Origin of the sequence: Gracilibacillus boraciitolerans JCM 21714 (assembly GCF_000521485.1) — a bacterium.
Lineage (GTDB): Bacteria > Bacillota > Bacilli > Bacillales > Amphibacillaceae > Gracilibacillus > Gracilibacillus boraciitolerans.
Map to the genome: position 1 here is coordinate 15,283 of NZ_BAVS01000008.1, position 20,228 is coordinate 35,510.

Below are 20,228 nucleotides of genomic sequence, written 5' to 3' on the forward strand. Positions count from 1 at the left end.
AAAGCTTATCATTGTTTTGGAGGTTCTTTCTATGGAAACTTACCATTTTATTGGTATTAAAGGAACAGGAATGAGCGCATTGGCACAGATTTTATCTGACAGTGGGATGCCAGTTCAAGGTTCTGATATTGAAAAACAAATTTTTACACAAGAGGCATTAGAAAATAAAGATATTAAGATCTTACCTTTCACAGAGGATAATATTAAAGAAGGACTTATTATCATTGCTGGAAATGCATTTCAAGATGATCATGAAGAAATTAAGAAAGCTAAAGAACTTGGACTCCCGTTTTATCGTTATCATGAATTTCTGGGAGAATGGATCGGTCACTATACAAGCATAGCTGTAACAGGGGGGGCACATGGTAAAACATCTACTACAGGCTTACTTGCTCATGTACTTGATAAAAGTTCTGCTATTTCTTATTTAATCGGAGATGGCACTGGAAAAGGTCAGGAAAATAGTGAATATTTTGTGTTTGAAGCTTGTGAATATCGCCGTCATTTTTTAGCGTATAAGCCAGATTATGCAATTATGACAAATATTGATTTTGATCATCCCGATTACTTTAAGGATATTGATGACGTATTTGAGTCGTTTCAGCAAATGGCGAATAATGTGAAAAAAGGTATTATTGCATGTGGTGATGACGAATATCTACAGGCAATTCAGGCAAAAGTTCCTGTTCTTTATTATGGTTTAAATGACAGTAATGATTTTCATGCTAAAAATGTCCGTATTGATGAGTACGGAACTCACTTTAACGTCTTTGTACGCAACAATTTCTATGATACGTTTCATATTAATTCCTTTGGAGATCATAATATTTTAAATGCGCTAGCAGTAATTACTATTTGTCATTATGAAGGTTTTTCAGCATCCCAAATAAAAGAAATTGTTTCTTTTCAAGGTGTGAAAAGAAGATTTACTGAAAAGAAGATCCGTGATCAAATACTAATTGATGACTATGCGCATCATCCTAAAGAAGTAGAAGTCACGATAGAAGCAGCAAGAAAAAAATACCCTGATAAAGAAATAGTTGTAATTTTTCAGCCACATACGTATTCGCGGACTAAAACCTTTATGAATGAATTTAGTAAAGCTTTAGCTCAAGCAGATGCCATCTATTTATGTGACATATTTGGCTCTGCCAGAGAATCACAAACTGATCTAACGATTTCAGATTTGCAAGCTTTAATTAGCGACAGTAAATTACTTAATTTTGAAAATATTGAAATGTTGGCTTCTCATAACGATAGTGTGCTTGTCTTTATGGGTGCAGGAGATATTCAAAAATATCAAAAGGCTTATGAAAAACTTATTTAAAAAAGCAGGATTAACCAGGTTAGTGTGGAATATAATATTAACAAAGAAAAAAGAAGGACTTGTTTCCTTCTTTTTTCTTTAGAAATTAATAATTCATTTTACGTGTAATTAAGTAAAAACTTGTTTAGAATAAATATTAAAGGGTATAACATATTATCAAAATAATTTTTGATTACATATTGAAGGAGTGAATGTAGAAATGGAAATACTATTATATCTTGCAGCAATTATTGCGGCAGTTGCTTTCGCAGTCTTAGTTATTTATTTAGTGAAGGTTTTAAAAGAAACAAAGCGTACAATGTCAAATGTTGCTGATACCCTAGAAGGTTTAGAAAAACAAATGGAGGGTATAACATTAGAAACCACTGCTTTGTTAAATAAAACCAATCATCTTGCAAATGATATCAGTGATAAGACTACAAAACTTAATTCTTTAGTAGATGGAGTAAAAAACATCGGAGATAGTGTAAAAGACTTTACACAATCCATTCGCACAGTATCTCAGTCTGTTCATCGTGTAGCGGAGGAAAATAAAGAATCGACAGCACAAGCTATTAAATGGAGTAGAGTTGTAATGGAAATGTTTAATAAAAATAGAAATAATAAAAATTTATAGGAGGAATGAGAAATGACAAATCAACAAAGTAATGAAGAAACACAAAACATTAATAGTAAGGACTTTTTAATAGGATCATTAATTGGTGGAATCGTTGGGGCTTCTTTAGCATTAATATTTGCTCCCAAATCAGGTAAGGAATTAAGAGACGATTTAAATCATGGCGCAGTTCTTGTGAAAGATCGTGCTAATGAATGGAAAGGTGTCGCATATGATAAAAGTGGAGAATGGAGAGATTATGCGAAAGAACAATCACAGACGATTGGTCAAACCGTAACAGAAAAGTCACAAGGTTTAACTAACAAATTAAAAGAAACTAAAGCTACAATTCAGGAAAAAATGAATAAAGGTGAAGATCCTGAAAAGGCAGCAGAAGAAGTGGCACAGGCTATTGAAGAAGCTGCAAATGCTGTGGAAGCAGAAGAAAAAAATAAAACTGTCTAAAATCATTTGAAAGTGGGCTGCTATAAAAAGTAGTCCGCTTTTTATAATTAAACCAAAATATTCCTGATATCTTGAGGATAAATCAAAGTAATATCATATGATTTCTCTTTTATGTATTGAATTAGATGGCTTAACACCTGTCTTTTATGAACAACAATTAAAATGATCTGATTTATTTTGTTAAACATACGAGGAGTGAAATGTTTGAAAATTAAGGATATTAAAAATATGGAAGATTTTGAAGAAGTGACACAAGGAAATAAGAAGTGGATGCTGTTGAAACATAGCTTGACATGCCCTATTAGTGGTTCAGCAAATCAAGCATATGAAAGCTTTAGTGAGCAATCAGAAATGCCTTTATACCGTTTGTATGTGCAGGATTCAAGAGAGCTATCCAATTATATTGCGAAAAAATATAAAGTGCAGCATGAATCCCCTCAAGTGATTAAATTTGAGAACGATAAACCAAGCTGGCATACCAGTCATTTTGATATTACAGTAGATAATTTGATACGTCATATATAATTTCTTTGGAAAACCGCCATTATGATTGGCGGTTTTCTATATTTATTTCAATTTTGTCGTTAGGTTTCAATTCCTCAAAGAATGTGACCGGTTGGCCATTCCGTTTTAGGTCGATTTTACCTTTTGCTCGAGTGAGATCAAGAGAAATAAACCGAAAGATATCTTGAAAGATAAATGATATTGTTTTTTGTTCAATAAACTGGAGCATATCGTGATCTTCTATCTTATCTTCTAAATTAAGAATCTCTCCTCTTCGATAGACCTTTACAAGTTCCTTTGTCAGTTTAATAGGTTTTCCATTATAAGTAATCGACATTTCCTTTTGATAAGTTATCCCTATTGTTTCTAATAAGTCTTGCAGCGTCGGTTGATTACCTGAGAAATTCATCAATTTATCCCCCCCATTTTTTAGGAGTGCATCCATACTAGCAATCTGCCCATTATGCAATAAAGTGCTACTGTACTCATCTAATTCTTTTCTTTGATCATCTATCCATATGGTAAAAGGTTGATGCAGTTGCATGTCAATATTATGTTCTTTCAAAAATTGCTGAACTGTGATGTGTTGCTGATAAATAATTTTATCCCCCCCGTCTTTTAAAATATAATTAGAAGAAACATTCGTACTATTGACCAAGATATGAGGTGCGATCGAATAGCTGAATCATTATAATAAATCTTTATAGATTTAGTCTCGCCGATGAATTCTTTTAAGGTCATACTAGCATGTGCGCCGTCCTGTCCCTTCTCAATGTAAAGACTAACCCCCATTTTCTACTGTATCTTCCAAACTTGCGTCATGATCATTTAACACGATTTTTGGTGCTGTTCCAAAGCTTCCTGGCAATGTAACTTGTTTGCCATTGTAGGAAACAATAGATGCCATTCCTGGTCTTCCATATAACTTTTTAATATTAATTCCTGCAGCAAGCAGACAATCAGCAATGGTTAATTCTTTCATTTCAAATAATCGAATCATTCGATCGTTAATTGTAACGCTTATGTAGTGAACAGGATTTTGCTTAGCCGCAATAGCAATCCCGATTGGTGTAATAAATTCAGGTCCAATTGGAAGATTTTCATTTTTAGATAATAGTTGAATTGCATCAACTCCACGGATTGCTACTCTATTGACAGGAAGTTTTAACTTAATTGCCAATCTTTTAGCAAATTCCGGTGTTTGACTCCCGCCACCAACTAACATAACTGCTTTTGGAGCGGTGCCATTTAAAGCAATTATTTCTTCAGCTATAGAACTTGCAAGTGAATCTACAGCAGGTAACACCTGTTCGACTAAATCTTCGTATAATATTTCTTGTTCGAATCCAAGGATATCCACTACAGTTGCTTTTTTGTTTAGGGTAATATCTTTTTTGAAATATTCAGCTTGGTTGAAATCCAACAAATAATGATCACTAATAGCCTCTGTTATCTCTCACCAGCTCTTGGAACCATTCCATACGCAGTGACTGTTCCTTCTGAGGTCAATGCAATATCACTTGTTCCAGCACCAATATCGACGAGAGCCACATTGAGCCGTCTCATAGAAGGCGGAATTAATACATGTATCGCAGCTATCGGTTCCAGAGTTAACGCTTCTAATTGCAGTTCTGCACGGTTTAAAGCAGATAATAAAGATTCCACAACAACTTTCGGTAAAAAGGTTGCGATTATTTCTGCTTCTGCTACTTCTCCTTGTTGATCAATCAAAGAACCGATCTCTTCCCCATCTAATAGATATTTTATGACAGAGTACCCTACACAATAATAATTATGGCTGGGATCTTCTTCTACATTTGTAGCTAATTGATATTGCGCCTTTTGGACTGCTTCCAGCTCAAGAAAAAGAATATCCTCCTCATTCATCAATGGTTGTTTAGTAATTTCTTTTGTCGTATGAACTCGATTTGTCTTCAAAGCGCGACCTGCTGCGGCGACACATACTTTCTCTAAAATAATATCGTGTTTTTCTTCAAGATGTAATTTCACTTTTTTAATAACCTTTGATACAGAAACAATATCATGAATTTGACCATCCAGCATCGAACGTTCATGATGCTCGATCATATGATAGTCAATTAAATGATATTGATTATTTTTCTTTTCCATTAATAATCCAACTACAGATCTTGTACCAATATCAAGGGCGAACATTTGCTCAGTCATAAGTTTTTTCCTCTCTATGTTGAAAAAATTTAAAAAATTCTATAAAATAATATGAGTAATGGGTGACAAGTCGACAAATTTTAGCTATAATTTACCTAATTATATAGAAAGTATAACATTTTTTATGGAATTTAAAATAGGAGTAGGGGGGGATTAATAATGAGTAATGAACAATTGGATCAGCTTCGTGAAAAGCTTGACCAAGTTAACTTGGAAATTTTAGAGTTAATTAACAAGCGAGCGGAATTGGTAAAAGAAACAGGTCAAGTAAAAGAAAAGCAAGGTGCGAACCGTAGTTATGATCCAGTTCGTGAACGTGATATGTTGAATCTTATTAAGCAACATAACAACGGACCTTTCGAAGATTCGACAATCATTCATTTGTTTAAAGAAATATTCAAAGCAGGTTTGGAATTGCAAGAAGATGACCATAGTAAAGCATTACTAGTATCTCGCAAGAAAAAACCTGAAGATACAGTGATTGATATAAATGGTGTTAAATTTGGTGATGGTAATCAACACTTTATCTTTGGTCCTTGTTCGGTAGAAAGCTATGAACAAGTAGCCGAAGTCGCAGCTGCTATCAAAAAAGAAGGATTTAAAGTGATCAGAGGTGGGGGCATTTAAACCAAGAACTTCACCATATGATTTCCAAGGTTTAGGATTTGAAGGTCTTGAAATATTGAAAAAGGTTTCCGAAGAATATGGTTTAGCAATTGTAAGTGAAATCGTTAATCCAGCTCATATTGAAGAAGCTATAAATTATATTGATGTGATTCAAATTGGTGCTCGTAACATGCAAAACTTTGAATTATTGAAAGCAGCTGGTGAAACCAATAAGCCTGTCTTATTAAAACGTGGTATGTCTGCTACAATATCTGATTTTATCAATGCAGCTGAATATATTAATTCAAAAGGTAACGGACAAATTATTTTATGTGAACGTGGTATCCGAACCTATGAAACAGCTACTCGAAACACACTGGATATTACGGCGGTTCCTATTCTAAAACAGGAAACACATTTACCAGTAATGGTTGATGTGACACACTCTACAGGAAGAAGAGATTTATTACTTCCTGCGGCAAGAGCGGCGCTAGCAATTGGTGCAGATGGAGTTATGGCTGAAGTTCATCCAGATCCTGCGGTAGCATTATCTGATGCAGCACAGCAAATGGATATTCCAACCTTCCATAACTTTATGAAAGAATTATTAAATAAATAATTCAAAAAAAAAAACTCCTGTTCAGCAGGAGTTTTTTTGATTACGAAAAGTATATAATCCTTGGCAAATATGGATATTAAGCAGAACTTTATGATACGACGAAAAATAGGAAGATACAGTGAAGCGCATCCACTCGTCTAATCAGAAAGTAATTTTATGCAAAAATCTCCTAAGAACGAGTGGTAATGCACAGAATAGGATGCAAACTATGCAAAAGTTCAGCAAGATTGACCTTGAATGCATATAAATAACTATTTATTATGCATACCATTAACAAAATTGGAACTGAATGCAGAATATCCGATGATCACATATTTTCCACAAGGCATGCTAAAAGTTCTTTACCATATCGAACGGCTTTTTGAATTACTTTTAATATAATATGACTATTTGTATCTCTGATTTATCAAAATGTTTCATAAATCATTGTTTTTATTGTTAATTTTATTGAAAAATTTGTTATAATGTGAATGATATACATAAATAATGTAGATATGGTTGAATCTTTGCAGAAATGCTCTTTGTAGCGTATTATGAGAGAAATACACCGTAATTGAATATTGGAGGTTTAAATAATGAATGTAACAATTTATGACGTAGCAAGAGAAGCTAATGTCTCCATGGCTACGGTATCCCGTGTAGTAAATGCTAATCCAAATGTAAAACCGGCAACTAGAAAAAAAGTACTAAACACAATTGAAAGATTAGGATATCGTCCTAATGCAGTCGCTCGAGGTCTGGCAAGCAAAAAAACTACCACAGTAGGAGTAATCATTCCAGATATTTCAAGTATCTTTTTCTCGGAATTAGCTCGAGGTATCGATGATATCGCTACTATGTACAAATATAATATTATCTTGAGTAATTCTGACCAAAACAAAGAAAAAGAGCTACGATTAATCAATACAATGTTTGAAAAACAAGTCGATGGTCTGATCTATATGGGGGCCGAAATTACTGAAGATCATATTCACCAACTTAAAACTTCACCTGTTCCCGTAGCTTTAGCCGCAACAATTGACTCTAGTGAAACAATACCATCTGTTAACATTGATTATGAACAAGCAGCATATGAAGCAACTTCATTGTTAATTGGAAATGGAACAAAACATCCAATCTATATAACCGCTCAGGAAGAATCAGTCGTTAATACTAAGAAATACGATGGTTATCTAAAAGCTATTAAGGAACATAACAAAGAGGTACAGGAAGAATATATTATAACAGCTGGAACTTCTTATCAATCTGGAATAGATGCTGTAACAGAAATTTTAGCTATGAAAAATTACCCAAAAGCTATCTTTGTTGCTACAGATGAAATGGCCTTAGGTGTCATCCATGGATTTCAAGACAATGGTATCAAAGTGCCCGATGAAGTAGAAGTTTTTGGATTTGATAATACAAGATTGGCAACAATGGTGCGACCAACTCTTACTACCGTTGTACAACCTATGTATGATATTGGGGGGGCAGTTGCGATGCGCTTGTTAACGAAATATATGAATAAAGAAACAGTCGAAGAACAAAATGTAATATTACCTCATCAAATCGTTGAAAGAAACTCAACAAAATAAAATAAATGCCGATAATAAAACTAGAGTGATTTCTTCACTCTAGTTTTATTAATTTAGTCATGTTTTTTACTAGGGAGAGAAAATTAAATGAAAAAAAGAGATTTATTTACTCCAATCGGTATAACAATTGGATTTTTAATGATTATGTTTGGAATTGTGAGTAGTGGTGGTATGGGAGGATTTGTTGGATTCATTCAAGGAGCATCTGTCTTAATTGTTTTAGGAGGATTAATCGCAGCGCTGCTAGTTAATTTTAATATAAAACAAATAAAGACTACAAGATATGTGATTCAAGAGACCTTCAAGCAAAATGATCATGATTTATCAGAACTAATAGATTTATTTGAAAGATTATCAGAACGTGCCAGACGTGAAGGCTTGTTAGCGCTTGAAAATGAGTTAGATGACGTCGATGATCCATACATAAAAAAAGGTGTGTTACTTGCTATCGATGGAATCGAGCCAGAAGTGATAAATGATATTATGAACGCAGAGATCGATGCTATGGAAGATCGCCATTATCGTGGACGTCTTATTATAGAAAAGGCGGGTGAATATGCTCCTGCATGGGGAATGATTGGTACATTAATTGGCTTAATCTTAATGTTGCAGAATTTAGAAGATCCAACTACTTTAGGTCCTAGTATGGCAGTTGCATTATTAACGACATTTTATGGTTCAGTGTTGGCAAACTTAGTTTTTATACCAATGGCAGGTAAATTAGAAACGAAAACAAGTGAAGAAGTATTTATGAAGCAGGTTATAATCGAAGGTGTAATAGGGGTGCAGTCAGGCCAAAATCCACGAATTCTAAAAGAGAAATTGAGCGCCTTCTTATCAGAAAAGATGAAAAGTAAAAAAACAGAAGCAGCAGAGGAAAACTATACGGAGGAATCCTTTAATGAAGCGTAGGAATACACGTCCAGCAGATAAAGGTGCCCCCCCAAAATGGATGGTTACTTATTCGGATATGATCACGTTAATACTTGTATTCTTTATATTACTATTTTCAATGTCACAAATTGATGCAGAGAAGTTCCGTGCCCTTGCAGAAGCGTTTCGAAGTGAGACAATTTTTGAAGCAATGCCGTCTATCATAGAGGAAGAAAATCCAACAGAGAATACAGAAGTGTTAAAGGAAGAAGAGAATGATGATAAACAAGGAGATACATCACAAGCAAATGATGAAAAGGAAGATAATATTCAGTCTGAAGAAAGTCTTGAAACCGTAACTAAAACTCCAGAACGGGATGAATTAGATGAATTGCTTGCAGAGATAGAAAAATTTTTAAATGAGAATGATTTAAATCAAGTAATCTCAGCTATGAGAACAGACCAAGGCGTTGTATTAATCTTACAGGAAAGTGTTTTATTCGAAACAGGTGAAGCCACTGTATTAGATCCTGCTAAAGCTTTTCTCGACAAAGTAAGCACTTTATTATCTAATATACCCAATGAAGTAAGAGTGGAGGGGCATACAGATAATCGGCCGATAGCTAGTATTCGTTTCCCATCAAACTGGGAGTTGTCTGGGGCTAGAGCGAGTAGTGTCATTCGCTATATATTAACTACTAACAGTTTCAATGAATCTCGTTTCATTTCAGCGGGTTATGGTGATACAAGACCGGTAGAATCTAATAATACATCTGAAGGCTGGAGTGCAAACCGACGAGTAGAAATTGTCATTTTAGATTCAGAGTAGGATGTACAAAAAAGCTAGGAAGTTATTGTAAAAAAACTGAATCCGTTTTTAGCATTTCATGAAAAAGTTATACATTTTCCGCAGTTTTTGTGACAAATGGAAAAGTAGACATTATAAAAACCCCTTCTGGTAGTTATCCATTGACCAGAAGCGGGTTATTTTTTGATATAGACGTTTTATTTCTTACTAATTTGAAACAATCCCTTCCAAAGTAATTGAACGATGTGTTCGGCAGTTTCTTTAACAGACGGGAAAATCGGTGTATTATTCTTATCTCTAACATTTCCGACTTGTAAAAGAGATAGGTAAACATGAGTGGAAAAAAGCGGATTGACCTCTGCAATTTCCTTTTGCTTCATGGAGTCTGTAAAGACTTTCTCAATCCCTTTGCGCATACATTCTTCAGCTTCTTGCATTTTTTTTATTTGTTCATCCGAAAGAGTGTCTTTTGTCCCCCCCTGCATAAAGCTTTTGTCTAGATCTATATGATAGGTTGCTTTTAAATGTGCCTCTGTGACCTTTATTAAACGATCATACAAGGGCAAGTCCTCGGATAAAATCAATTGAATGCGGTCATTGATTCGGTTCATTAACTGAATCATTGTCTCCGTAAACAATTCAGCTTTACTGGAAAAATAATAATAAACCGTTGCTTTTGTTACTTGACAAGCATTTGCGATATCATCTATTGAAACCATTGGATAGCCGTGGTCTAAGAAAAGTCGCGCAGCTGTTTTTAAAATAAGATAACGAGTTGATTGTGATTGTTCGTTGGCTCGTGGTCGTCCTGGTGGGCGCCGATGTTGCTTGTTCATAGTTATACGCTCCTATTTCTAAATTCCACTTAAGTATACCATATATTTTCTTTATCTTTAATATTTGTTGATATGCGGAGTTCCATAGATAGGAATTAAATTGAGTTGTACAAATATTATTTTTACTGTATAGTATAATTAATAAAATGTTTCTTATTCTACAGAAGCATATTTCACCTAATGATTACGAAGAATATTGAAAAAGGAACTTTAGATGAATATCAATTATTTGGGAGAGGTCGTTATGAACGCAATGCAAAGAGAAGAGGACTTTTATTATTGTGAGATGATCATAAAAAAGCATTCCAAAAGTTTTTATTATGCTTTTTCAAAACTGCCTACTGAAAAAGCGAATGCTGTTTATGCGATCTATGCTTTTTGCAGGAAATCAGATGATATCACTGATGGAAATTATTCCGTGCAAAATAAAATTAAAGCATTGAATCAATTAAAGAGTGAACTTGATTTATTCAGAAATCATGAAGAGTTGGATCAGCCATTATGGCGAGCCCTCAGACATGTGTTTCATACATATAATATGGATATTCAACCGTTTTATGATCAATTATGGGGGGGACAATCCATGGATGTGAATTTTGTTACTTTAAAAACTATGCATGAATTAGAAAGATACTGTTATTATGTGGCTGGTTCTGTAGGCTTAATGCTTCTGCCTGTAATAGCCTCAAAAAATTCTAATGTGTTACAGTCTTCATCGGTTGAACTTGGAACTGCAATGCAAATAACCAATATTTTACGCGATGTTGGAGAGGATTTTTATGATAAGGGACGAATTTATTTGCCTGCAGATTATTTATCTTGTTATAAATATACATACGATGATTTACGAAATGGAATCATTAATCAGAATTTTATCAACATATGGGAAAAACTTGCTGGATATGCTGAATCTTTATATCATAGATTTTTACTTGACATTGATCAGTTTGATAAGGACAGTCAACGATCTGTCTACCTTTCTGTTCAGGTTTACAAAGCCATACTAGATGCAGTAAGAGGTAATGATTATGACTGCTTATCAAAAAGAAACTATGTGACTGTGGAACGAATTTTGGAAATTGAAAGGACATGATGTAAATTGTCGAAAAGAAAAAGTGTATTGATTATTGGTGGAGGTCTCGGAGGACTGTCTGCTGCTATTTCTCTGGCGCAGAGTGGCTATGAAGTTTCTTTATATGAAAAAAACAATCACATCGGTGGCAAACTGAATCGGTTGGAGCAAGATGGTTTTGGTTTTGATCTGGGACCATCGATTCTGACAATGCCTGAAATTTTTGAAAGGTTGTTTAGAGCCAGTGGAAAAAAGATGAAAGACTATGTTCCAATGGTGAAGCTGGAACATCAATGGCGGTCCTTTTTTCCAGATGGCAAACGGATTGATCTGTATCAAAATTTAGATGACATGTTGGAAAAGAATTCAAGTTTAAATAAAAGGGATATGCGACAATATCAGAGACTATTAAAATATTCTAAAAACCTATATGAAATGACAGAAAATATTTACTTTCAGCATGGCGTGGATAACACGAAAGAAATTATGAAATATACTGGAATGATTGGAGCTCTTAAAAATTTTGATCTGTTTTCAACGGTACATCAGGCGATAGATAAACGAATCAGTAATAAGTCATTTCAGGACATGCTTTCTTATTTTATTAAATATGTTGGCTCCTCTCCATATGATGCACCTGCAGTGTTAAATATGATGATTTACATGCAGCATAGTCAGGGTGTGTGGTATGTCCCTGGTGGAATGCATTTGCTTGGTGAAGGTCTGGTGAAGCTAGCAGAAGAAGTGGGTGTAAAGTTTTATACAGGAAAGAAAATTGTTCAACTGCACAAAAAGCATGGCAAAATTATTGGTGCATTACTGGAAGATGGAAGAGAACTGAAAGCAGATTATTACATTTCAAATATGGAGGTCATTCCTTTATATGAGCAGTTGCTTGATGAAGATCAACATTATGTCAAAAAATTAAAAGATAAATTTGAACCAGCCAGTTCTGGTTTGGTCATGCATTTGGGTGTGAAAGGCAGTTATCCACAACTTGCTCATCATAATTTTTCTTTGCGAAAAATTTGAAAAAGCAGATGAATAAAATCTTTCATCATCATCAATTGCCAGATGATCCTGTTATTTATCTGGTTAACGTGAATAAAACAGATCCGGCACAAGCCCCTAAAGGATACGAAAATTTAAAAGTTCTTCCGCACATTCCATATATTCAGGATCAACTATACGCAGAAAGACTATGATCGTTTTGCAGAGAAAGTCCTTGTTAAATTGGAGAAGATGGGTCTCGATCATTTACGGGAAAATATAGTAACAAGAAATGTCTGGACACCTGAGGATCTTGAACGTGTCTATGGTTCTGATCGTGGTGCTATTTACGGTACCTTATCCGATCGGAAGCAAAACAAAGGATTTAAGCATCCAAAACATAGTGAGCGCTATGACAATCTTTATTTTGTTGGCGGAACGGTCAACCCTGGTGGTGGGATGCCAATGGTTACCTTAAGTGGTCAGCAGGTAAGAGATAAAATAGTAAAGCGGGACACAGGCAATGAACAACAATGATACTTTTGTTCTGAAAGAGTTATTGGAAAGGCAACAAAAGAATATGTCGAACAGCACTGGTCTTTCATTAGCAACCCGAAAAAGCTTACTATTGCGACTTAAATCAATGCTTTTGGATCATGAAGAAGCTTTTATCATGGCCTTGAAATCAGATATGGCAAAGCACCATTTGAAACCTTTTCATTTGAGATTGCGCTTCTACTTAATGAAATCGATTATGTAAGCAAACATATGGAGAAATGGAGCAAGCCTAATCACTCCTATTATGTTAAGTTCGGATACGTGGAGGTCATAGAAAGAACAAGTAATCCTTATGGCAGTGTATTGATTATCAGTCCATGGAATTATCCTCTCCAGCTTTCCCTTATGCCGGCGATTAGTGCGATTGCCGCTGGAAATTGTTGTGTTATCAAACCATCAGAATATACACCGGCAACAAGTGAATTGCTGGAAAAAGTCGTCAACCAAACGTTTTCGTCCGATCAGCTTGTTGTCGTGACGGGAGACGCACAAATGTCTAAAAGACTGACAATATTACCATTTGATTTGATTTTCTTTACAGGCAGTCAGCAGACAGGAAAGGCTGTATTACAGCAAGTGTCCCAGCAGCTTACCCCCCCAGTGATCTTGGAGCTTGGAGGAAAAAATCCTTGTATCATGGATGAAACAGGTTTTTCAACAGCTGCCATACAGGAAATCGTTTGGGGGGGTAAATTTCTTAATGCAGGACAAACCTGTATTGCGCCCGACTCTCTCTTTGTACACGTCACCATTTATGAAAAGGTACTGTCCGAAATATCCAAGTCTCTATTAGCTTTTTACGGAGCCCATCCTGCAGATAGTGATGACTATGCAAGGATTTGCCATCGATCTCATTTTCAAAAACTAATTGATTTTATGAAGCAGGGTGATATTTGGTATGGTGGTGAGTATGATGAGGACACCCTTTTTATTGCTCCGACAGTGATTACAGATATAGAACAAGGGAGTTCCATTATGCGTGAAGAGATATTTGGTCCGTTACTTCCTGTTATTCCTTATACAGATTTACAATCCTTATTGTCAGAGAATGAGATTCAACGTGATGCGTTGACAGCATATATGTTTAGTACCAACAAAAGCAATATCCAAATCTATAAGCAACATATGCGATCGACATGTGTAAGTGTTAATCAGGTGATCCATCATGCCGCAAATCCTCATGTCGCTTTTGGCGGTATTGGGGGGGCAAGTGGTCATAGCAGTTATCATGGCAAAGCAGGTTTTAAAGCATGTAGCTATAATAGGACGAATTACAGAGCCTTTCATTATTTGCATGTTCCGGATAAATATCCACCTTATTCGGATAAAGATATGAACGTTGTTAAGAAGTTCGAAAATGGTTTATATAAACGGTAGTTCCCTGGGAAAGAGTAAATATAAAAATTTAATGATGTTTTGAGGAGGATGATTGTGCCAGTCATTTCGTTGCCAGTCATTTGGATTATTATAATTGATATATTCGCATGGGCTTTTTTTCATCTATTTATTTCTGTACTTTGTTTACGGCTACCTTTGGAATTTTTTCTTAAAGATACGTACTGGTTTAAGATATTTCGTTGGGAACGGTCAGGACAATTATGGCAAAAATGGTTTAAAGTAAAGAAATGGAAGTCGTCAATTATAGATGGTACGATTTTTTTAAAGAAAGGTTACGGTAAAAAGTCATTACATGGAAGCAAAATAGATGATTTAAAAATATTCGCTACAGAAACAAAACGTGCAGAGTTGACACATTGGCTCTCAATCCTTCCTGCTCCGTTATTTTTCTTATGGAATCCGCTGTGGGCCGGTTGGGTAATGATCCTTTATGCACTTCTATTTAACCTGCCGATCATCATTGTTCAGCGTTACAATCGCGGACGTATTCAGTCTATCATCTCTTGAACATACGAAAACAACTAATGAAAGCAATATAACGAAATGGGGGGGAACTGCCTATGAAAAAGAAGATTATTGTGGTGGGGGCGGGTGTTGCCGGTCTTGCCAGTGCGATTAGACTTCAACATGCTGGATATCAGGTGTCATTATATGAGAAGGAATCTACACCAGGTGGGAAAATGAACCGGATTGAAATGAATGGCTACAAATTTGATTTAGGACCTACAATCGTCATGATGCCTGAAATATATAGAGAAATATTTGAACTATGTGGACGCAATCCGGATGATTATATACCGATGCAAAAAGTCGATCCAATGTATCGAGCTTACTATAATGATCGACCTGATGATCCTTTTGATATTTCTTCTGACCTTACAGAAATGACAAAGACAATTGAGTCAATCAATGAATCAGACGTAGAAGGATTTTTTCATTATTTGCAGGATATATATAAGCGTTTTATAATTGCCAAGCATGACATTCTCCAACGACCATTCCGAAAACAAAGAGATTTTTATAATCTGCCAATGTTAAGAAAGGCTTTGAAATTAAAAACATTTGATACGGCGGACCATTTTGTTGGGAAATATATTAAAGATGAACGGTTAAAGCAGCTCATCAGCTTTCAAACTCTGTATATAGGTATTTCGCCTATGAATAGCCCATCTTTTTATACCATGATTCCAATGATTCAATTTTTATATGGTGTCTGGTTTATTAAAGGCGGAATGTATACGATGGCAACGTCTATGGAAAAACTTTTCCGAGAACTTGGTGGGGAAATTCACTATAGCAAGAATGTGAAGGAAATATGTATTGAAAATGATAGAGCAACAGGTATTGTGGTAGACGATCAAAAAATTTCTTCGGACTTTGTGGTTTGTAATGCAGACTTCCCTTATGCCATGAAGAATCTGATTCATCATCCTGTTGCCAAAGGGAAATATACAGATAAAAAAATAGACAGTATGAAATATTCTTGTTCTTGCTTTTTACTATATTTAGGGATGGATAAGAAATATGAAGAAATCGAACATGTACATAATTTTGTTTTCAGTGAAAATCTCAATGAAAATTTACATGATATTTTTGCCGGAAATAAACTGACGAATGCCTCCTTTTATGTATATATTGCTTCAAAATTAGATCCTTCACTTGCACCTGAAGGAAAAGATGGCTTGTATATTTTGATGCCGGTCTCAAATATAGCTACAGCAGAGTATGAATGGAACAAAGAAACCATTGATTATTATCGCAGCTACATATTAGATTCACTAAAAAAAATCCGCGGCTTTGAAAACATAAAAGAAGAAATTGTTTCGGAAACATGCTTTACACCACTAGACTTCGAGTCAAAATTCAATGCTTATAATGGAGCAACTTTTGGATTACAGCCGATATTGTCTCAAAGCAACCATTTGCGACCACAAAGCAAAGCAAAAAATTGTAGCAATTTATACTTTACCGGAAGCAGTACCCATCCAGGTGCTGGTGTTCCCATTGTACTCTTATCAGCTAAAATAGCTGCACAAGAACTAATGCATGATGATCAAGGAATATTATATGATTATTCGAGGAAATAAACAGGAGGTATATTAAATGGATGTTTCAGATATCATAAATCTTGTGATCGGTTTTTTAGCAATCATAGTCGGAATCCTCATGTTTTGGTCCTTGCCAGTTCCGAAGGCAGATAAGCATGCAAATCTGCCGTTTCTGTCCATCATTATTCCTGCCAGAAATGAAGAGAACCGGATTACCCCCCCGTTATTGCATTCGTTGCAAGAGCAAGACTTTCAATCATTTGAAGTCCTGGTTATTGACGATCAGTCATTTGATAATACTGTAACTGTCGCTAAGGCTCATGGTGCAAAGGTTATACAAAAACAAGGGAAAGATCGGGAATCTGGAAAGTCAATGGCCTGTTGGAGTGGCGCTTTGCATGCAAAAGGAAAATGGTTATTATTTCTGGATGCAGATACCTGTTTCACCGATGCTAACAGCTTGAGAAATTTATTACTTTCCTATCAACAAAAAGGCGCAAAGGGGATCCTTTCGCTACAACCCTATCATACGGTTCATAAAATGTATGAGAATCTTTCTGCTGTTTTCAACACGATTGTGATTGTCGGAATGAACATATTTACAATTTGGGGACGTCGATTTCAAACGGCAGGTTCGTTTGGTCCCTGTATTTTATGTAACAGAGACGATTATTTTCTTTCAGGCGGACATAAAAAAATCCAGGGAGCCATTATGGATGACCTGGCCCTTGGACAAGCATTCCTTAACAAAGATCTTCCGGTATATTGTCTAGGAGGGAAGGGCATCATATCCTTTCGTATGTATTCGGAAGGATTTAAAAGCCTTGTGGAAGGTTGGTGTAAAAGTTTTGCCATCGCTTCAAAGTCTACACATCCGATCGTCATGTTGCTGACCATTATTTGGATTTCCGGGAGTTTTATCAGTGCAGGAATGTTGCTGTCCTTTTTCACTTCAGCAGACCCTGTCACTATGATCTTGAGTGGTCTTTTATACTTCCTTTATGCAGTGCAAACGGCATGGTTTGCCCGCCGGTGTGGAAACTTTCAGTGGATGATTTTTATTTTTTATCCTATTTTATTTTTGTTTTTCGCAGCAATATATGGGTACTCCTTATTTAGAGTGAATATTTTGCATTCTGTGAAATGGAGAGGTCGCAACATTGATGTTTAGAGAAAAGGCTCTTACTATCACGAATTGCACCCTAACTCTCTTTAATAATTAACAAAATCGAAATGGTTTCTTATTTTTTTGTGTTTTCGATGAATTTCAATACCTGTTTATACATTTTTTGATTATTTAGACTGATTTCTTCTCTTCTCGGAATGTTTTTATATAAATTATCAGAGTCTTGCCATTCTGAGGGGGAGAGGAAACGGTGCTAATTTATTCCATTTATCTAACCAATCTAAATTAATTTTCCCTTCAAATATCTGATCGTCATTCATTACTCTCCATAATTGCGCCCATGCTCTCGGAACCACTCTCCAGATATCATATCCGCCACCACCAAGTGCAACCCATTTTCCATCACAGTATTTATGTGCGAGTTTATTAATGATTTTAGGGATTTCCTCAAAAATATGTAAGGTACAATGTAAGTGGGTGAGTGGATCTAAAGCATGTGTATCAACACCGTGTTGGCTTATAATGATATCTGGTTTAAAGTATTCTGTGATAGATTCAATTGACTCCTTAAATACTTCTAAATAAGATTGATCTTCCGTAAATGCATCTAAGGGAAAATTAAAACAGTAACCAAATCCGCCTTTTATTCCACGTTCACTTATTTTACCTGTTCCAGGATATAGGTATCGGCCAGTCTCATGAAATGATACCGTACAGACATTTGGATCATCATAAAAACATTGCTGAACACCATCCCCCCCATGATGAGCATCTGTGTCAATATATAATACTTTTAAATTATAGTTTTTTCTAATATATTGAATGGCAATGGCAATATCATTGAAGATACAGAATCCTGACGCACGTGTAGGAAAGCCATGATGTAAACCACCAGCTATATTTAGTGCATGCTTTACTTTACCCGACAATACTTGATAACAGGCCTCCAAAGAGCCACTAGCTGTTATGAGAGATGCTTCATACATATGCTTGAAGCCAGGGGTATCATGGGTGCCAATTCCATATTTGTGTTGATCAATTTCCTGACCATTACTAGCTTGCTTGACTGCTTCCACATAATCATTGGAATGAACTGCATAAAGCCACTTTTCATCAATTAATTGCGGTTCTATTATCTGGTCTTGACAAAGTGCACCACTCATTTCTAACAAGTCCTTTGTTAGCAGTAATCGATTTTGGTTAAATGGATGCTCTTCATGAAAGGAATAGTGCAAAAATTCTTCGGTGTAAATAAAAGCTGTTTGCTTAGAATTCATGGTTATCCTCCCAATACGGATAAAGAATTTGATAGTCAGTGTTCTGAAAATCCTTTACGACTGGCATAGGATTCATTGTTTGAATACGAAAGACTAGTATTTTATATACTACATCTTTGGGGGGGTCAGGATAACTGTAAACGGATACAATTTTAATATTTCGCTTTGTGAAATATTGACATACATCGGATAAGACCCCCCCTATTTGATCTGGTACTTTAATCTCTAACTGTGTACTAGGTGAATGCGTACCGGTTAATTGAATAAACGCATATAACATATCTTTTTCTGTCACTATTCCGACTAGTTGTTTATCTCTAACAACTGGTAAACAAGCAAATTCCTTTTGGTAAAAGATAGATGCTACTTCTTCAAAAAACTCATAAGGATGTGTAGTTACTACAGGAGTTGACATTATTTCTTTAATAGTTCTTGTTAAAATTCCCCCCCTGTTGTTGTGCTCTTCTAAAAAAGAAGGACTGGCATCTCGTACATCTCGATCTGAGATAATACCAATGACGTGATTACTCTCGTTAATAATAGGGATATGACGAATATGATTTTTTTGTAATAAATGTAGAGCCTCTTCTACGGTTGCATTAGCGGTCAATGTGATGACATCAGTTTTCATAATATCTTTTACCAGCATAGTTTGCCCTCCTTTTAAGATGAAAAGCGGAGTTTATCAAAAATTTCTTGTTGCTTTTGATCAACATTTTTCCCGATACGAACCATTAAGCAATTGGCAGGGTGTGCTATTATTTCAGGTTCGTTGGTGGGGGGCAGGATATAGGTTTCCGGCTTTCATCATTTTTTCCATAATTTTGCGATAATCCCAGACGCTTAGTTTAGTATAATTTAAGTCCCAGTGCCAATAATATTCCGTTGAAATAATGATATAATCTTCCATATTTACATCTCTCATGGAAAGCCCAATTAATAGTGATGCTAACTTATTTCCACGATAAGCTGGAGCAATCTCAATCGCACCTAATTCTAATATATTATCATCAGGATACTGTGACCAGCGTTCAATTGGATCAGGACGAAGATAGGTCACATATCCGATAATTTCCTGATCTACAGTTGCAATATAAATTCTACCTTCAGGCAATTCTGAGATCTCTACTAAAGCGTTCAACTGTTCTTCAGGTGGGCGAAATGCAGTAAGTTGATTATTCATAGTTAGAAATGTGAGCTTCTTAGCAAAAACAGGTCCTTCTGTGATTATTTTTACATTCTCTGTGTTAATAGTTTCGGACTGATAAATCTTTATGTGTTTCAAAAGTTCTATCACCACCTGTAACCTAGTTATACTTACAGTATAACTTATAAGTAGAGGAGTCAACAGAAAAAAATAAACAC

Annotated in this window: 19 protein-coding genes and 3 pseudogenes; 15 read left to right on the plus strand and 7 right to left on the minus strand. The window is 35.4% G+C overall.

All coding sequences use genetic code 11. The features are described 5' to 3' along the window. The first annotated feature begins 31 nt into the window (after positions 1-31). The 4 genes from murC to ytxJ all read left to right on the plus strand — a co-directional run bounded on the left by murC (position 32) and on the right by ytxJ (position 2,912). The gene (gene murC, locus JCM21714_RS07135) at positions 32-1,327 is read left to right on the plus strand and encodes a UDP-N-acetylmuramate--L-alanine ligase (protein ID WP_035722951.1); all 1,296 of its coding nucleotides are present in this window, start codon (positions 32-34) and stop codon (positions 1,325-1,327) included. Between the two features lie 199 nt (positions 1,328-1,526). Further along, on the plus strand, positions 1,527-1,943 hold the full coding sequence (locus JCM21714_RS07140; RefSeq protein WP_035722953.1) for a DUF948 domain-containing protein: 417 nt from the start codon (positions 1,527-1,529) through the stop codon (positions 1,941-1,943). Positions 1,944-1,955: 12 nt separating this feature from the next. After that, the gene (locus JCM21714_RS07145; protein WP_035722955.1) at positions 1,956-2,387 is read left to right on the plus strand and encodes a YtxH domain-containing protein; all 432 of its coding nucleotides are present in this window, start codon (positions 1,956-1,958) and stop codon (positions 2,385-2,387) included. 204 nt (positions 2,388-2,591) lie between these two features. Continuing rightward, positions 2,592-2,912 (plus strand): bacillithiol system redox-active protein YtxJ, encoded by a 321-nt coding sequence (ytxJ, locus tag JCM21714_RS07150; protein ID WP_052000450.1) that lies wholly within the window; start codon positions 2,592-2,594, stop codon positions 2,910-2,912. A gap of 19 nt (positions 2,913-2,931) precedes the next feature. Here the strand turns inward: ytxJ and JCM21714_RS23875 are convergent, their stop codons facing one another. The 3 genes from JCM21714_RS23875 to JCM21714_RS23885 form a co-directional block, all read right to left on the minus strand. After that, positions 2,932-3,549, minus strand: a complete 618-nt coding sequence (locus tag JCM21714_RS23875; protein ID WP_369403496.1) for a hypothetical protein — start codon at positions 3,547-3,549, stop codon at positions 2,932-2,934. A gap of 123 nt (positions 3,550-3,672) precedes the next feature. Beyond that, positions 3,673-4,314, minus strand: a complete 642-nt coding sequence (locus tag JCM21714_RS23880; RefSeq protein WP_369403497.1) for a hypothetical protein — start codon at positions 4,312-4,314, stop codon at positions 3,673-3,675. A 26-nt stretch (positions 4,315-4,340) separates the two neighbouring features. Then, complete coding sequence (locus JCM21714_RS23885; RefSeq protein ID WP_369403498.1) at positions 4,341-5,078, minus strand: cell division protein FtsA; 738 nt, start codon at positions 5,076-5,078, stop codon at positions 4,341-4,343. A 159-nt stretch (positions 5,079-5,237) separates the two neighbouring features. Between JCM21714_RS23885 and JCM21714_RS07160 the strand changes: the two are divergent. The 4 genes and pseudogenes from JCM21714_RS07160 (at position 5,238) to motS (ending at position 9,579) form a co-directional block, all read left to right on the plus strand. After that, a pseudogene (locus tag JCM21714_RS07160) lies at positions 5,238-6,303 on the plus strand (bifunctional 3-deoxy-7-phosphoheptulonate synthase/chorismate mutase). Positions 6,304-6,878: 575 nt separating this feature from the next. Further along, positions 6,879-7,877 carry a catabolite control protein A gene (gene ccpA, locus JCM21714_RS07165; RefSeq protein WP_035722957.1) on the plus strand — a complete coding sequence of 333 codons (999 nt, stop codon included), beginning with the start codon at positions 6,879-6,881 and terminating at the stop codon, positions 7,875-7,877. An 87-nt stretch (positions 7,878-7,964) separates the two neighbouring features. Continuing rightward, positions 7,965-8,789: a flagellar motor protein MotP gene (gene motP, locus JCM21714_RS07170; protein WP_035722959.1), complete on the plus strand. Its 825-nt coding sequence runs from the start codon at positions 7,965-7,967 to the stop codon at positions 8,787-8,789. Continuing rightward, the gene (gene motS, locus JCM21714_RS07175; RefSeq protein ID WP_035722961.1) at positions 8,779-9,579 is read left to right on the plus strand and encodes a flagellar motor protein MotS; all 801 of its coding nucleotides are present in this window, start codon (positions 8,779-8,781) and stop codon (positions 9,577-9,579) included. Before motP ends, motS begins: the two co-directional genes overlap by 11 nt. Positions 9,580-9,755: 176 nt before the next feature. On the opposite strand, the gene JCM21714_RS07180 is transcribed toward motS, so the two are convergent. Further along, positions 9,756-10,394 carry a TetR/AcrR family transcriptional regulator gene (locus tag JCM21714_RS07180; protein ID WP_035722963.1) on the minus strand — a complete coding sequence of 213 codons (639 nt, stop codon included), beginning with the start codon at positions 10,392-10,394 and terminating at the stop codon, positions 9,756-9,758. A gap of 244 nt (positions 10,395-10,638) precedes the next feature. Here JCM21714_RS07180 and JCM21714_RS07185 point away from each other — a divergent pair, with 244 nt between their 5' ends. From JCM21714_RS07185 to JCM21714_RS07210, 7 genes and pseudogenes are all read left to right on the plus strand, one after another. Continuing rightward, positions 10,639-11,487, plus strand: coding sequence for a phytoene/squalene synthase family protein (locus tag JCM21714_RS07185; RefSeq protein ID WP_235182673.1), 849 nt, complete (start codon positions 10,639-10,641; stop codon positions 11,485-11,487). A 6-nt stretch (positions 11,488-11,493) separates the two neighbouring features. Further along, positions 11,494-12,993 (plus strand): annotated as a pseudogene (locus JCM21714_RS07190) (phytoene desaturase family protein). After that, positions 12,980-13,216: a hypothetical protein gene (locus JCM21714_RS21100; RefSeq protein WP_235182674.1), complete on the plus strand. Its 237-nt coding sequence runs from the start codon at positions 12,980-12,982 to the stop codon at positions 13,214-13,216. Before JCM21714_RS07190 ends, JCM21714_RS21100 begins: the two are co-directional and overlap by 14 nt. Beyond that, a complete protein-coding gene (locus tag JCM21714_RS07195) occupies positions 13,204-14,391 on the plus strand; it encodes an aldehyde dehydrogenase family protein (RefSeq protein ID WP_235182679.1) in 1,188 nt (395 codons plus the stop codon). The genes JCM21714_RS21100 and JCM21714_RS07195 overlap by 13 nt, the downstream gene beginning before the upstream one ends. 54 nt (positions 14,392-14,445) lie before the next feature. Further along, positions 14,446-14,919, plus strand: coding sequence for a glycosyl-4,4'-diaponeurosporenoate acyltransferase CrtO family protein (locus tag JCM21714_RS07200; RefSeq protein WP_235182675.1), 474 nt, complete (start codon positions 14,446-14,448; stop codon positions 14,917-14,919). 53 nt (positions 14,920-14,972) lie between these two features. Next, complete coding sequence (locus JCM21714_RS07205; RefSeq protein ID WP_035722970.1) at positions 14,973-16,499, plus strand: phytoene desaturase family protein; 1,527 nt, start codon at positions 14,973-14,975, stop codon at positions 16,497-16,499. A gap of 16 nt (positions 16,500-16,515) precedes the next feature. After that, positions 16,516-17,631: a glycosyltransferase family 2 protein gene (locus JCM21714_RS07210; RefSeq protein WP_035722972.1), complete on the plus strand. Its 1,116-nt coding sequence runs from the start codon at positions 16,516-16,518 to the stop codon at positions 17,629-17,631. 170 nt (positions 17,632-17,801) lie between these two features. Here JCM21714_RS07210 and JCM21714_RS07215 read toward each other — a convergent pair whose 3' ends face one another. From JCM21714_RS07215 to JCM21714_RS07225, 3 genes and pseudogenes are all read right to left on the minus strand, one after another. Beyond that, positions 17,802-18,863, minus strand: coding sequence for an acetoin utilization protein AcuC (locus JCM21714_RS07215; RefSeq protein ID WP_369403499.1), 1,062 nt, complete (start codon positions 18,861-18,863; stop codon positions 17,802-17,804). Continuing rightward, the gene (locus JCM21714_RS07220; RefSeq protein ID WP_035722974.1) at positions 18,853-19,512 is read right to left on the minus strand and encodes a CBS and ACT domain-containing protein; all 660 of its coding nucleotides are present in this window, start codon (positions 19,510-19,512) and stop codon (positions 18,853-18,855) included. Before JCM21714_RS07220 ends, JCM21714_RS07215 begins: the two co-directional genes overlap by 11 nt. A 14-nt stretch (positions 19,513-19,526) precedes the next feature. Then, a pseudogene (locus JCM21714_RS07225) lies at positions 19,527-20,148 on the minus strand (GNAT family N-acetyltransferase). Positions 20,149-20,228: the final 80 nt, after the last annotated feature.